The organism is Paenibacillus sp. MCAF9 (assembly GCF_052114265.1).
Taxonomy (GTDB): domain Bacteria; phylum Bacillota; class Bacilli; order Paenibacillales; family Paenibacillaceae; genus Pristimantibacillus.
Genome location: NZ_JBFREL010000001.1, coordinates 158,000 through 172,745 on the forward strand (window position 1 = coordinate 158,000; position 14,746 = coordinate 172,745).

The 14,746-nt window shown below is 45.9% G+C and carries 10 protein-coding genes and 1 pseudogene; 8 read left to right on the top strand and 3 right to left on the bottom strand.

Annotation, left to right across the window (positions count from 1 at the left end; all coding sequences use genetic code 11):
- The 5 genes from AB4Z45_RS00715 (at position 1) to AB4Z45_RS00735 (ending at position 9,279) form a co-directional block, all read left to right on the top strand.
- Positions 1-897: a carbohydrate ABC transporter permease gene (locus AB4Z45_RS00715; protein WP_441907462.1), complete on the top strand. Its 897-nt coding sequence runs from the start codon at positions 1-3 to the stop codon at positions 895-897.
- 22 nt (positions 898-919) lie between these two features.
- Entirely contained in the window at positions 920-2,515 is a 1,596-nt protein-coding gene (locus AB4Z45_RS00720; protein WP_441907463.1) for an extracellular solute-binding protein, read from the top strand.
- Positions 2,516-2,597: 82 nt separating this feature from the next.
- Positions 2,598-6,305, top strand: coding sequence for an Ig-like domain-containing protein (locus AB4Z45_RS00725; protein WP_441907464.1), 3,708 nt, complete (start codon positions 2,598-2,600; stop codon positions 6,303-6,305).
- Positions 6,306-6,435: 130 nt separating this feature from the next.
- Positions 6,436-8,181, top strand: coding sequence for a hypothetical protein (locus AB4Z45_RS00730; protein WP_441907465.1), 1,746 nt, complete (start codon positions 6,436-6,438; stop codon positions 8,179-8,181).
- A gap of 42 nt (positions 8,182-8,223) precedes the next feature.
- Positions 8,224-9,279, top strand: coding sequence for a glycoside hydrolase family 88/105 protein (locus AB4Z45_RS00735; protein ID WP_441907466.1), 1,056 nt, complete (start codon positions 8,224-8,226; stop codon positions 9,277-9,279).
- Between the two features lie 70 nt (positions 9,280-9,349).
- Here AB4Z45_RS00735 and AB4Z45_RS00740 read toward each other — a convergent pair whose 3' ends face one another.
- Positions 9,350-10,159 carry a phytanoyl-CoA dioxygenase family protein gene (locus tag AB4Z45_RS00740; RefSeq protein ID WP_441907467.1) on the bottom strand — a complete coding sequence of 270 codons (810 nt, stop codon included), beginning with the start codon at positions 10,157-10,159 and terminating at the stop codon, positions 9,350-9,352.
- 106 nt (positions 10,160-10,265) lie between these two features.
- On the opposite strand from AB4Z45_RS00740, the gene AB4Z45_RS00745 reads away from it, so the two are divergent.
- Positions 10,266-11,075: a helix-turn-helix domain-containing protein gene (locus AB4Z45_RS00745; RefSeq protein WP_441907840.1), complete on the top strand. Its 810-nt coding sequence runs from the start codon at positions 10,266-10,268 to the stop codon at positions 11,073-11,075.
- A 100-nt stretch (positions 11,076-11,175) separates the two neighbouring features.
- On the opposite strand, the gene AB4Z45_RS00750 is transcribed toward AB4Z45_RS00745, so the two are convergent.
- Positions 11,176-11,583, bottom strand: a complete 408-nt coding sequence (locus AB4Z45_RS00750) for a hypothetical protein (protein ID WP_441907468.1) — start codon at positions 11,581-11,583, stop codon at positions 11,176-11,178.
- Positions 11,584-11,771: 188 nt separating this feature from the next.
- On the opposite strand from AB4Z45_RS00750, the pseudogene AB4Z45_RS00755 reads away from it, so the two are divergent.
- Positions 11,772-12,290: pseudogene (locus tag AB4Z45_RS00755) on the top strand (TerD family protein); the annotation flags it as partial.
- Between the two features lie 63 nt (positions 12,291-12,353).
- Positions 12,354-13,034, top strand: a complete 681-nt coding sequence (locus tag AB4Z45_RS00760; RefSeq protein ID WP_441907841.1) for a vWA domain-containing protein — start codon at positions 12,354-12,356, stop codon at positions 13,032-13,034.
- A 73-nt stretch (positions 13,035-13,107) separates the two neighbouring features.
- On the opposite strand, the gene AB4Z45_RS00765 is transcribed toward AB4Z45_RS00760, so the two are convergent.
- A complete protein-coding gene (locus AB4Z45_RS00765) occupies positions 13,108-14,601 on the bottom strand; it encodes a stalk domain-containing protein (RefSeq protein ID WP_441907469.1) in 1,494 nt (497 codons plus the stop codon).
- Positions 14,602-14,746: the final 145 nt, after the last annotated feature.

Here is a 14,746-nt window from a genome sequence, read left to right on the forward strand (position 1 = left end):
GTGAAAAGGAATGCTGCCGCATCTTTTGTGTTGTCATCGATTAGCAAAATCATCCTTTATACGTTTCTTGGCCTCTCGTCCTTAATCGCGCTGTTCCCGCTATGGTATGAGGTGGCAGCATCCTTTAGCAGCAGCCGGGCAATTACAGCCGGAGAAGTGATGCTGTGGCCAATTGAATTCAATCTGCATGCTTACGATCGGCTTTTTGATGACGGACAAATTTTGATCGGCTTGCGAAATACGGTCTTGATCACGGTTGTTGGTACCGCGTTGAACATGATCATGACGATACTTGCTGCCTATCCGCTTTCAAGACGCCGCTTGATGGGACGCAGCGGACTGCTAATGTTTGTTACGTTCACGATGTTATTCGTTTCTGGGATCATTCCGAGCTTCATTCTCGTCAAGTCGCTGGGCTTAATGGACACATACTGGGCATTATGGCTTCCTGGGCTAGTCAGCACATATAACATGTTCGTGATGAAAACGTTTATGGAAGGCCTTCCGGATGAAATTGAAGAGTCGGCTGCTATGGACGGAGCTGGAGATTGGCGGGTCTTAATGCAGATCATGCTTCCGCTGTGCAAGCCGATCATCGCCTCCTTGTCGCTGTTCTACGCCGTTGGCTGGTGGAACTCCTATTTCAGCGTTCTTCTTTATATCACAAAAACGACGTCACAATCCTTGATGGTGAAGCTGTATCAGATGATTAATCAAGTGGATGCAAGCCTGCTTAACAATACTGGGGGAAGTGAGGGTGCGGGGCAAATCTTGTTAACGCCCGAAGGCATCAAAGCTGCGGCCATCGTCATTGCGGTCACGCCGATTCTATGCGTATATCCGTTTCTTCAGAAACATTTTGTAAAAGGTGTCTTGATCGGTTCGGTTAAAGGTTAATAAGGAAAAGGGGATGATGTATTTGTTGAAATGGAACAAAACCCGCAATTTGATCATGATGGCTAGCTTAATTGTTGTACTGCTGGCTGGCTGCACGGGGAAATCCGAGCCGAATAAACCTTCTGCTGTACCGAATAAGACCGATGTGCCAGCACCAGTGGTAGAGCAAAAGAAAGAGATTAGCGTATCGATCCTTGACCGGGGCGAAGTGTCGTCGGATGAAGGTAGCTACGAAAACAACCGCTGGACGAAGTGGATCAATGAGAATGCTCCTGCAAAGGTCAAATGGGTACCCGTACCGCGTACGCAGGTACAGCAAAAATTAAACACGCTGATCGCATCGGGCACGGCTCCGGATCTCATATGGGAATATGACCGCAGCTATATTAGCCAGCTCGCTGCACAGGGAGCGATTCAGCCAATCGACGAATATATCGAAAAATACAGCACAACGTACAAAGCTTATTTGGCTAAGCATCCAGAACTTAAACCTTTCCTAACGATTAATGGAAAAATGTATGCGATTGCAAGCGCGCGTGGACAAGAAACGATAGCCAATCATGGCATTATGATTCGTCAGGACTGGTTGGATAAGCTGGGCTTGAAAGCTCCGACAACTGTTGAAGAATTAATTGAGGTTGCACGCAAGTTCAAAGAGGGCGATCCGGACGGCAACGGCACGGCGGATACGGTTCCAATCACTTTTAATTACAACGGAGTGCAAATTTTAAGAGCCCTTTTCTTCAATAACGAGAACCAATGGTATCTGGAAGATGGCAAGCTCACGTTCGGCCGTATACTGGATCGGTATACCGATTCGCTTGCTTTGCAGAAGCAGCTTTTTGACGAAGGGTTGATCGATAAGGAATACATTACGGATACGAATTTTCAGCGCTCGCTGCAGCTTTGGACGACAGGCAAGTCTGGTATTTATCTTGGCTCATGGTCAATGGGCGCAGAGTTTGTTGATTTGAAAAAAAATGTGCCGGATGCAAAAGTTGTACCTTTGGAGCCTGTCGCTTCGAAGTATGGAAAAAATGGCCTTTATCAGGAAGTGCCGGCCAATATGTATATCGCTTTTAATACGAATATGAAAGAGGACAAAATCGAAGCAGGCGTCAAATTTTTGGACTGGATGCTGGAGAAGGGCTGGGAGCCGCTCAGAATTGGAGAGAAGGACGATCATTATAAGCTCGTGGGAGAAGTTCCGCAGAAGACCGACGCTGATAAGTTCAAGAAGGAAGTGTTTTATGCAAGAGAGTATGCGATCTTGAATGAATGGGATCCGAAGCCGGAATGGTATGCGGTGATGGCGGCACAGGATCCGATTTCTCAAGAGCAGGCTGTGCTTAAAGCAGCTGGTCTTGAGATTGCGATGAAAAATAAATACAGACGGGACATTGCCTATAATCCTGATTTGCCTGAGGTAAGCCAACTGATTGCTACCTTCGCTCCGATTGCGCAGCAAATTGAAGCCAAGATCGTAACGGGAGGAGGCGCGCTTACACCGCAGGCTGGAATGGAGGATATTCGCAAGGAATGGAAGCGTTTGGGCGGTGAAAATGTAGAGAAGCTAGTGCAGGAGTGGTATGAAACGAACAAAGAGCATCTGAAGTAGAGGGGAAGGCCCTTCCCGAATGCGGTCATTACTTTTCGGGAAGGGTTAATCGCCGATCCGAGTAGCAAAGGATGGATGGAAAATGATGACCATGAAAAAAGTTTTTTCATTATTCCTCGTCTTTGCATTGATCATGACGGCATCTGGTACGCTTGGAAAAAATGAACATGCAGCGGCTGCAGAAGCGGTGGTCGCAGAGCTTCAAGCCGGCGATTATGAGAGCTCCGACGAAGTATGGGACTTCCTGCTGGGCGCCGAATTTCCCGGGGCGCAAGGAAGCTTTACAAGAGATCAGTCTGTATTCAAAACAGGTCTTTCCTCGGCCAAGGTGACTGGCGATTTTAATGGCGGCGGCTCATACGTTGCACTGGAGCGGTATCTGACGAAACGAATAGTTCCGGCGGATGCGGTAAGCTTATCCTTTTGGGTGAAAACTGCGGATGCTGCATCGATTTATATTGTACTAATGGACGGAACGAACCAAAACCACTCGCAAAGGCTGGTGCTTCAGCCGACAACGGATTGGCAGAAGGTTACCGTGAATGCTTTCAATGCCGGCAGCGAATATACGCACTGGGGAGGCGCCAATGACGGAGCCTTTCATCCGTCGCTTAAGAAGATGACGATCAAGGTAGCACGGGCGGGACTGCGTACGGGGCTTAAGAGCGGCTCGGTATGGTTCGACGATCTGCGAATCAAGGTGACCGTACCTGACCTAGCCATCGCTCAAACGCAGGTTGGCAACGTATTTGCTGGTGCAAGCAAAGGCACTTTTGATGTATTAACAACGGGAGATACCGTCACATGGCAAACCTATGATGCTTGGGGTGAGCCCGGTTTAACTGGAAGCTCGCCGGTTACTGGAGGAAAGATCAGGCTTGAGGTGCCGGTACAATCAGATGGCTATTATCGTTTAAAACTATCAGCTTATCAAGCGGGAACTTTGCTTAAAACAACAGAGACGACATTCGCGGCTGTGCCAACGTTTGATTTGACAGCAGTGACAGCATCACCGTTTGGCGTACAGACGCATTTTGCACATAGCTGGAACCGTGAGATGCTTCCTTTGGTCAAGTATGCAGGAGCCAAAAGCGTGAGGGATGCGATGTTTTGGTCTGAGATTGAGCTAAAAAAAGGCATCTACACCTATAACCCGAAATTTACACTCTATATGGAAGGATTGCTGGAGAACAGCATCGATCCGCTAATGACCTTCGCTTTTTCCAATCAATTTTATGATAATTTCCAAACGCCTTATTCAGCAGAAGCTCACGCCGCCTATGCGAATTATACGAAATCCGTACTGAACCGATACGGCGGCCAAATCAAATGGGGAGAGATGTGGAACGAGTTCAACCTGCCCGGATTTGGAGGGAATGGGCCGGCTGCATCACAGCCCGATGTATACTTCAACCTAATGAAAGCAGGTTATGAGGCTGCCAAATCGGTGCGCCCTGATCTGAATGTGCTTGGAGGCGCGACCGCAGGCATTCCAGCCGAGTGGCTTGAAGATTTGTTCCAGCTCGGCGGGTTAAACTACATGGACACCTTATCCGTACATCCTTACCGTTATCCTGACAAGCCGGAGGGACTTCTTAACGAGGTAACCTCGTTAAATCAACTGGTGAAAACCTATAACAACGGACAGACGAAACCCATCTGGTTCTCGGAAATTGGATGGCCGACGCAGCTTGACCCACGCGGAGTGGATGAGAAGACGCAGGCTGCCTATTTGATTCGCACCTATGTACTTGGCATGGCAGCAGGAGTGGAGAAAATCTTCTGGTACGATCTGATGGACGACGGAACGGATAAGAAATATAACGAGCATAACTTCGGTATTATTCATAATGGCGGTGATCCGCTCGGCGCGTATACGCCAAAACCGGGTTATGTGGCGTTAGCGACGGTAGCACGGCAGTTGACTGGCGCAAGCGTAACCGGTCAGGAGATTACAAACGGCATCTATCGCTATAAATTTAAGAAGGACCAGAAATCGATTCATGTGCTTTGGTCAGGGACGGATACCGAGACCGATCTGACTTTGAAAACAAATGGACCGCTGGTCGTAACGGACATGATGGGCCGTTCAGCTACCTATACGCCGAAGGACGGGGAAATTTACATTACGGCTTCAAGCGAACCTCTATTCATCCAAGGGAAAATCGATAAAGTCATTCAAGGAAGCAAATATAGGCTTAAGAGCGAACCTTCCTTTACCGGTGATCCTATCAGCGTAACGTTATCCGTATACAAAGCATCATCTTGGAATCCGCTAAGCGCCCGCATTCAATTGCAAGGATCAGTTCAAAATATACTGGCTTCTTCGGTCGGCACCTATCCTGTCGTATTTCAAGGAATAGGTCAACCTGGCAGCTACACAGCGACGGCGGAGCTTGTCGTTGGCGGCAAAAAAATCGGCGCGTTAAAAAATACAGTGGTGATCAAGCAATCGGAGGAGCTTTCTGTCAAACATGTGCTGAAGGAGGGCAGCAACTTCCTGAGAGTTCGAATCGATAATACAAAGCCGGTCGATAGGCGGTTGACACAGATCGATTGGCAGGTGGGTGCGAATACCGAATCAGAAACTTATAATACGGTGCTGCCTGGTTTTACGGATTATACAATTGATCTTCCAATACCGGCACTGCCCGAGGGAACTTTAACGCCTCACCAGCTTACCGTCTATTTGGATGATGGCACCGTATTGTCTCTTTCAGGCAACTTGAACAATATCGCTATCGCAAGTATGACGCCCATCGTTAACCGCACGGTGCAGGTGGATGGGGCGCTGGACGATGTAACCGATCTCCCTGGCATCGACCTGTTTGAGGAAGGCCATTCAAGAGTGGTGCCGCATAATGGGCCGGAGGATTTGAGCGGTAAGCTATGGGTTACGTATGATATTGACCACCTCTATCTGTCGGCAAAGATCCATGACGATCTATTCTCGCAAACCAAATCAGGAGATGCGATTTGGAGCGGAGACAGTATTCAGTTCGCTATTTCCTTAGGAACGCCGGGAGAGGCGGCGGAATGGTATGAATACGGAATGGCGCTGACACCAAACGGGCCGGAATTATATCGGTGGATGGCGATGACTGGCGTATTGACTGGGCCGGTTACAAATCGCCAGCTCCAGATTACGAGAGATGAAACAAACAAGGATACAATCTACCGGCTCGCATTGCCTTGGACGGAATTGTCGCCGATTGTTCCGAGTGATGGGATTCTAAGCTTGTCCGCTCTTGTGAATGAGAATGACGGCAATGGACGCAAAGGATGGCTGGAGTGGGGCGGAGGCATCGGGTCCAATAAACAGTCTAAACTATTTAAGCCTATGTTGATCGGCGGCGCTGGTTCAGCAAGCGTTAGCGGTGTGACGCTTGACAGGAGCCTACTTGAGATGACTGCGGGTGACCCTGCAGTTGCACTTCTTGCAGCGGTGACGCCAGAGAATGCTGCGAGTAAAGAGGTAACGTGGACAACAAGCGATCCGAATGTTGCGGCAGTAAATGCAGGGGAAGTTACGCCTGTCGGAGTGGGTACGGCAACGATAACGGTAACGACGATGGATGGTTTATTTACAGCCAGCTGCTTAGTTACAGTCACATCTGCTCCAGTCGTTGATCCGGAGTCGGGGACACCTATGCCTACTGAAGTTGTAGTGCCGGAGCCAAGTGAAACCGTAGTGCCAGGACCAATTGAAACTCCAGTACCCAGTGAAACGCCAGAGCCGGGTAGACCTGAAGCAGCTCCGAATCCAGTAACTCCGGCGCCAACTGACTAAATCGCCAGAGAACGGAGCTTAATAGATACAGGTTGAAAGGCAGGAGATGAGCAGTTCGCCTTAATGGCGGTCTGCTCTCTATCACAGCATTGGCGCCAACTAGGATGCCTTAATTGAGAGGATGGGATATATGGATAAGACAGACAATCCAATGGATCACAAGCTGCTGCTGCTTGGAAAAATTCATTACTGGGAGCCGTTTTTTGACCTGGAAACCAACATGCTCAAGCTGCCCTTTCATAGTCCCGGCTACCATACAACGCTTACAGCTGAGGAGTTCCCGCTTGTTCACCCTACATATCCTTCTCTTCTTTATGCACTGGCTTTGCTTGACAGCGGTTTGCCGGATTATACCACGAGAGCTTATGAAGTCATACGCAAAGTGATTTCACTGCAAGACCAAAATCCTGCACACCTAACGTATGGCATATGGTCATGGTTTTACGAGGAGCCGCTTGCGAAAATGTCCCCGCCAGATTGGAACTGGGCTGATTTTTGCGGGAAACAGCTCGTTCAAATCGAAGTCCGGCATGGGGACAGATTACCTATGGAACTGCGAGAGCTGATCCGTCAGGCTGTATTCTGCGCATGCGATGCCATTATGAAGCGGGATGTAGGTCCAAATTATACGAATATCGCACTAATGGGTGCTTTGGTCACGCTTATCGCGGGCGAAGCATACGCTGAGCCGGAATTGGCCGATTATGGTATTCGAAGGCTGGAAAAGCTCCATGCATTTACGAATCAGCTAGGGACGTTTCATGAGTTTAACAGTCCGACTTATACGGTTATCGCCATCACCGAACTGTCCAAAATTTATACGATGTCTGTGAGTGGTCAGGCCAAAGCGCTTGCGGAAGATTTGCTCGATAGCGCATGGCGCATGGTAGCAGAGCATTTTCATCCGGCGACGAAGCAGTGGTCCGGCCCGCACAGCCGGAGCTACAGTACGCTGCTAACGGATATGGCGAAGTCGTTTTTGCAAATCGCTACAAACAATAGGGTTGTGTTTACATTTAAGAATGAACAGCCGTATGATGCGGAGTGGTTTGGGAGCGGGATTTGCTGTCCGCACAAGTATGATCCATTCTTCACACAGTCTGAGGAAAGGCTGCTCCAGCAGCTCTATTCTAGAAATGAACAGACCGGGCAGGAAAAGTGGGCAACAACCTACATGACCTCTTCCTTTGCGATTGGTGTGTCCAGTGAGGAAATTATGTGGAATCAAACAAGACCGCTGCTTGTTTTCTTTGATAATGGTGGAGAGGCGGCCTATTTGAAGCTGCGCGTCCTGCATGACGGCTATGATTATTGCTCAGCTGTACTGAACAGTAGAGTAGAGGGAAGTAGACTGCTCCTCGGCATCCGTTTTCTAACTGATGGAGGAGATACTCATCCGAGCCTTGATCGAATAAATGGCTGCATAGCTGCATCTGATTTGCGAATTCGGGTAGAGCTTGGCGGCTGCTTGGATAATGTAGACGCGGAAGTGAGCGGGGAAAGAGCGGAGGTTAGAATCGGTGACTGCAAAGTTGCTCTGCGTATTTTGTTTACGGCATTTGGTGCAGGGACGGAGGAGCATGACGATAAACAAAAAGACAATTGGAAGTGGGAGCTCGCGAGGAACAGCAGCAGCTTTTGCTTCGACCATATTTTACATGCAGTAGAGGACAGTACAATTGATTTTGAGAAGATGGGCAAAGCAGCTTTTCTTTTTTCGCTAGTAATTGGTGAAGCAGAGCCGGAAATTATAGTAGAGACCTATGATGATGTTGTAGCAGCTAGTTTTTCAAGCAAGCAGAATGTCGACGCAACCAGTGATGATCCTATTAAGTTATCCTTAGCATTGAAGCCTGCAGCATCACCATCAGTATAAAACGGTGAAGCTGCATCATTTTATGGAGGTGGAGGAGCAGGCATGAAAACGAAGTTATCGCGAGAAATAGTGAATCAGGCGGCTGATCGTGTTTATCACTATATGCTTGAGGATCATTCCGGTAGTTGGGGCATGGATTTGAACCATTGGGACTGGGTGCCGGGAGTCGGCGTCATTGCGATGCTGTCTTATTATGAGCTTACAGATGAATCAGAGACGATGACGGAGTTAATAAAATGGTCGCAAAATAATTTACACCTTGCGGAGAAGGTCAGAGTCATCAATGCAATGGCGCCATATACGGTTTTTCCAGCGCTTTACGAGCATACGCATGATCCTGTTTTTTTGGAGACAGCAGAGCGGATTGGACAATGGATGATGACGGAGGCGCCCCGTACAAGGGAAGGTGCCTTCGAGCATACGGTTACGGAAAATGTGAAATTCCCGGAGCAGGTATGGGCGGATACTATTTTTATGGCGGTTTTGTTCTTGGCTAAACTTGCGAAACTCACTGGGAATGTGGATTATGCGAAAGAGGCCGTACGTCAGGTGGAGCTGCATTTAACGCTGCTGCAGGATAATGATACGGGTGTGCTGTTTCATGGCTGGAATTCGGAGGCACGGAACCATCTTTCGGCTGCCCGCTGGACGAGAGCTAATGCGTGGATAGCGGTGGCGGTGCCGATGATAGTAGAAGAGCTGGAAGGTTTAGCAGTTGTTCCGAAGGAAACGCTCGAACGTTACCAATTGCTCATGCGCAGCCTTATTCGCTATCAACATGAGGAAGGCCTATGGGCAACGGTGCTTGACCGTCCTGAATTTTATTCGGAAACGTCGGGCAGCGCCGGCATTTCTTGCGGCATTGTGAAAGCGGTACGTCAAGGCTTGCTCGATGCGGATTACTTGAATGCTGCGTACCTTGCGGCAGATGCTATTCTTCTTAAAATAAAGCCGAGCGGGGAAGTCATGGGCGTGTCAGGCGGGACGCCTATCATGCCTTCAATCGAAGCTTACAATGAGATCGCTTGTTATCCAACTCTTTATGGGCAGGGACTCGTACTCATGCTGCTGTCGGAGCTATCGGACATCGCAAGCTAATTGTTAAAGGACCGTTTGCATCACGATGAGGTGAGTAAACGGTCCTTATGCGCGCCCAGCTTCGGCTTTATCAGACGCTGTTGATAACCATCATTTTGAGCGGTACCATCGATTCTTCCGGGACATAAAATTTGAATTTATTGTCGCTGATTTGTCCAAGCAGTTGACGGCGGATCGGATCGGCATCCTTTAATAGATGCTCGTCTGCCTGATGATAGTCAATTGGACGCATCCAGATCGGGCTATAGCCGAGAAAGAGCTGCCTTCTTGTAAATTCGGATTGATTGATCGATCCGGCATGCCATAAATTTTGTGCGAAAATAAATACATCACCCGGCTTTCCGCACACTTGTACCTCGCCGTCCAATTGCTGGCGTACATCCTTATGGTTCGGATTATAGGGATGCCTGTGGCTGCCCGGAATAACCTTTGTATTGCCGCGGTTCGGCTGTGTCATATCACTCAAAATATAACAGACTTTTATATAATAAGTAGCTGTTAAGCCTGCAATAACCGGAAACTGTGGATGAGGGCCGTCTTGATGCCAATCGATAAAGCTGTGGGAAGCCGTCTTTATATCATTTGGATTAGGTTTTCTCACGGTTAGATGGGAAATATGCAGCTGAATATTATGTCCAAGCAAATTAACGATTAAGGGAAGGATTTCTTCGTGATCGATCAATGAGGCAATTTCAGTGTGACGGGAGACGCTGTTGTAAATATTATGTGCAAACGTATCTTCCTCCTCTGCAAGGACCTCGTCGATAGCTGAATTCAGGAGGGATACCTTTTCCTGTGAAAGTATATCGGGTAAAACCAAGTATCCTTGTTCATGAAAACGACTCATTAATTCTGGAATATTTAGCGAAGCTGTACGCATTAGCCTCTCCTCCTTCTTGTAATTAATTTAATTATATGCAACGATTTTTCGTAGTATAATGTATAGATTAATCAACTTTCTTGTAAATAATTTCGTAAAAGGGATGATGGGTTTGGACAAGCCTTGGTTTCGCGAGCCCGAGCTGATTTACCATGTGTTCGTGAAGGATGCTGCGCATTTTCAGAAGACAGAGGATACTTACGATCACTGGGCTTTATTCATTGTTGAAGAAGGCGGCTTTGAGTATAGAATGGGAAATTCGAGGAGCGAGAGAGCCGAGAAAGGGGAAATGGTGCTTTGTCCACCTAATATAACCTTTTATCGCAAAACAGACGGCTTGTCATTTCACCTCATCGGGTTCCAGTGGCGAAATACGGGTAGCGCTTCCGGGGAGGACAACGAAACTTTGCCCCCTACAGGTAAGCTTATTATGCTGAACAAAAAAAGAATGAGTTCTACACTTTCGTTGTTTCGTGAAGCTCGTTATGTGAAGGAAAGTCTCGTGCTGAAATACAAGCAACATCTGTTAAGGGATTTGATGTATGTCTATCAGATTGAAAGCATGAATCGTAAGATAAATTATTTATATAGCGAGAACCAGGCCTTGCAGCGTGTGGTACATATGCTTCAGCAGCAAGCGGAAGAGGGCGTTTCCTTGAAGGCGATCGCGATGGAGCTTGGCCTCAGCCAAGTGCAATTGACCAGGCTGTTTAAGCAGGAATTTCAAATGACACCAAGTTCGTACGCCGCCAATCTAAGAATGGATAAGGTTAAGCTTATGCTAGTTAATTCTTCATTAACGCTTGCGCAAATAGCAGAGCAGTGCGGGTTTACGGATGAGCATCATTTGAGCAAAAGCTTCAAGAAATCGTTTGGCATGAACCCGTCCTCTTATCGGAAAGCTTATACAATTTGAGCGAATCTATTTCGACAATAAATGCCATATAAATTTCCTTTAGGAGCATAAATAAAAAATAACCGCTGGTTTTAACCAACGGTTACCGGACAAGCTGGTATCAATAACAATAATAACGCTCCCAAATTTTGAATGAATCCTCCTTATGCTTATCCCACCAACAGATATCATCCCACCAATCATCATTGTCGAACCAGTCATCATTGTCGAACCAGTCAAACCAGCCTTTCTTGTCCCAATCTTTGTCGTTCTTATTTTTGCTTGGTTGGTTTGAATGATTATTGTTATTAGTATTCTTGTTGTTGTTTTGCTTATTATTATTACTGTTATTGTTGCTACTGTTGCTGTTGTTTGTACTTTTCGTAATGGAGAACACAGACAAGATACTTGATAAGAAACCTTTCTTTTCATCGTATGGTTCTTTACTGGATGCAGCAAATGCGGAAGCAGGATACATACAGATGGTGATCAGCAAGGTAAGCGATAAGATTTTTTTGAATTTGGACATGACATCAACACCTCCCGTCCCCGCTCTAATTGCGAACTTAATGTTCGTTATAAAGAATTTTATAATAATTATATCCTTTTGTAAACGAACATTTTGAAAAAAATGGATAGTTTGGAGGAGGACTTTAGCCATAGTTTCGTAGATAATAGAGTGAAGAATACTAGTTAAATCGAAATGGAGCGGGAAGCATGTTATTGTCGAAGGGTCAAAAGGTAGATATCACTAGAGGACGCGAACTTACATCTGTGAGAGTTCAATTTGGTTGGACGACTAGAGAAGCATCGATGAGCATCGATGCTGCTGCTTTTCTATTATCTGATCGAAATATCTGCGAGAGAGATGAACATTTTATATTTTATGGCAATCCACAAGCACACGATGGTTCGATTTCGCATGATGTGACAGATAAGAGCGGTGATAAGGAGGCAATCACGATACACTTGAAGCGGCTGAGTAAAAATACGGAAAAAATAGCTTTTACAGTGACGATCCATGAGGGCGAACGGCTTGGCCATTTTATGCAAAACGTATCGCATTTATATATTCGACTAGTAAATGGAAGTACAGATGAAGAGTTGTTCCGATTTGATTATGGCTTGGCGTTTACAAAGGAAACGGCTGTAGTTGTCGGTGAATTGTATAGATATAACGGTGAGTGGAAGTTTAATGCAATTGGGAGCGGTTTTTACGGAGGGCTTGAAGCATTATGTACAAGTTACGGTCTAGAGATTGAGAGGGAAGAAGCAGAGGTAGCAGCTGCTGCCGCCGAAATGACTTTATCATCCAGTGATTTGCGGAAAAAGATCGTCCAAATTACGTTGGAGAAGAAAAAATTAACGAGTGTTGCGGCTAGAGTAGGTATTGTACTTGATATTTCAGGCTCTATGCAGCCATTATACAGAAATGGCACCGTGCAGGAAGTAGTGGAACGAATTCTCGCGGTTGCCAGTAAATTTGATGATAACGGGATGCTCGATGTCTGGGTTTACGATACTCATTTTAGCCGATTGCCTTCTGTTTCAGAAAAAGATTTTGATCAATACGTCCAACGAAAAATATTGGATAATAACAACATACATAAGTTTGGCCGCAACAATGAACCTCCAGTTATGGAAGATGTTATTCGCAAATATACGGTGGAAGAGGAAGAGGCCACGCCAGTATTTATTATATTCATTAATGATGGCGGAGTCGTAAAACCGATTAAAAAGGTCATTACTGCCGCAGCGGTTCAGCCGATTTTCTGGCAGTTCGTTGGCATTGGTCATTCCGATTTTGAAGTGTTGAAGCAGCTAGACACCATGGAAGGCCGGATTGTCGATAACGCAAACTTTATACATTTGGACGATATAGCAGCTGTATCTGATGAATTATTGTATGATCAGCTATTAAACGAATTTCCGAGCTGGTTGGAAGCTGCGAAAGCGAAGAGGATCGTTAGACCAAATTAATTAGCATTTTTTATTTACAGTAACGACAATGGAAAATCAAAGCCACCAGCTCAATAGGTCTGGTGGCTTTGGTTTATTTGCTTATGGAAATAACTCGATTATCAGGATCCCAATCAATTTTACGATCAAGGCCTTCAATAACAAAACGCAAGGGAACCATGGTCATCGTATCAATAATCATCGGAGGATAGTCTAATGTTAGCGGCTTGCCATCGATAAACGCTTCTTTCTCTCTAATGGTGAGATTTAGTGTATGGTTAGCATTCGATATGGTCATTTTCCCTTTTGCGTATTCCACTTTTGCACCTAGTTCATTAAATGTACTGCGAAGCGGAACGAAAGTAACGCCTTTGTAAATATAGGGATTAGAAGTGAGCGTTATCGTCTTTCCGTCGAGCTTTACGGAGATGGCCTTCTTCACTTGGCGCAGCTTTGAAACCATTTCACTTGAAGGAACATTCATTTGATTGTAATAGTCCATAATGGTTTCACTGCCTGTTCCATATCCGAATGGCACTTTAGACCATAGAGTTCCGTCTACCTTCAAAATAATAAAAGAATCTTGATTAAGTGAATGGATCGCAAATTGCTTCACATTCGAAATGTTTGCAACGGGTGATGGATCAACTAAATCTTTGGAATTATTATATAAACCCCATAATGTTCCATCGGAATGAAGTGCTGCGCAGCTAAATGTTCCACAGCTAATATCAGAGGCCGATGTTAGAAGTTTATTGAGTTTTAAACCTTTGTTTATTTCCCAAACCGTACCATCCGTATCGAGTATAATCGATTTTTCCCATGTAGCAGAAACTTTTTTAGCATAAATGCCAGGAAGCTTAAATGGACTCATCAAATCTGGCGTATCGCTGCCCCATCCATTGTAATGACCCCAAATCCATGTTTCACCTTTGGCATTAATTGCTGCTGAAAGGAAGCTTCCTGCGTGGACGGAGACAATATCTTTTAGTCCGGCTACTTGCTTTGGAATATTTTGTTCACTAACGCGTTTGCGATAATCTTCAGGCTTATAAGCGCTGATGTCCATTCGCCCCAGTTGACCAAACCCGCCGTTCCCCCATGTCCATACCGTGCCATCTGACTTTAACGCTAAACTATGGTCTTCTTTTGCAGCAATATCGATGACATCTGAAAGACCATTAACCATTTTAGGTTTTGTTACAATAGCTTGTGGGTTCGTACCATAGGTATCAAACCCGCTTACGCCATCACCGTTCCCGCCCCAAAACCATACTGTACCATCTTTTTTGAGTGCGAGGCTGTAAAAGCCTGTGACTTGAACTTTAGTAACGTCACTAAATACAGGTACCGCAGCCGATTTGAAACCAATTGTTCCATCTCCCAGTTGTCCAGCAAAGTTATTGCCCCATGCCCATACTACGCCTTGGTTGTCTAACGCTAATGCAACGTTGCCAGCCATTTCGACCTGGGTAAACCCTGCGAGTGAATTGGAGCTGCTTTCTGCAGCTTTTAAACTGCTGAGAGGTGTTAGTGATAATGCTAATAAAACCGCAAGGCATACTTTCGTAAAAATACGTTTTTTCAAAGGTTAGCACTCCTTTTTTTGCATTTAGGCGATTACGATTGTTTGAATGGGTGTTAAATTGGTCCTATTGTATAGATGCCGATGATGTATGTTACATTCTAAACGAAAAATTTCCATTTTTTGTTTCACTTTTTTATCAAAACAT

Excerpts from the sequence above, each read along its gene's own strand:
- AB4Z45_RS00725 (WP_441907464.1), top strand. The coding sequence starts at position 2,598 with ATGATGACCATGAAAAAAGTTTTTTCATTATTCCTCGTCTTTGCATTG.
- AB4Z45_RS00730 (WP_441907465.1), top strand. The coding sequence starts at position 6,436 with ATGGATAAGACAGACAATCCAATGGATCACAAGCTGCTGCTGCTTGGA.
- AB4Z45_RS00735 (WP_441907466.1), top strand. The coding sequence starts at position 8,224 with ATGAAAACGAAGTTATCGCGAGAAATAGTGAATCAGGCGGCTGATCGT.
- AB4Z45_RS00740 (WP_441907467.1), bottom strand. The coding sequence starts at position 10,159 with ATGCGTACAGCTTCGCTAAATATTCCAGAATTAATGAGTCGTTTTCAT.
- AB4Z45_RS00745 (WP_441907840.1), top strand. The coding sequence starts at position 10,266 with ATGGGTTTGGACAAGCCTTGGTTTCGCGAGCCCGAGCTGATTTACCAT.
- AB4Z45_RS00750 (WP_441907468.1), bottom strand. The coding sequence starts at position 11,583 with ATGTCCAAATTCAAAAAAATCTTATCGCTTACCTTGCTGATCACCATC.
- AB4Z45_RS00760 (WP_441907841.1), top strand. The coding sequence starts at position 12,354 with ATGACTTTATCATCCAGTGATTTGCGGAAAAAGATCGTCCAAATTACG.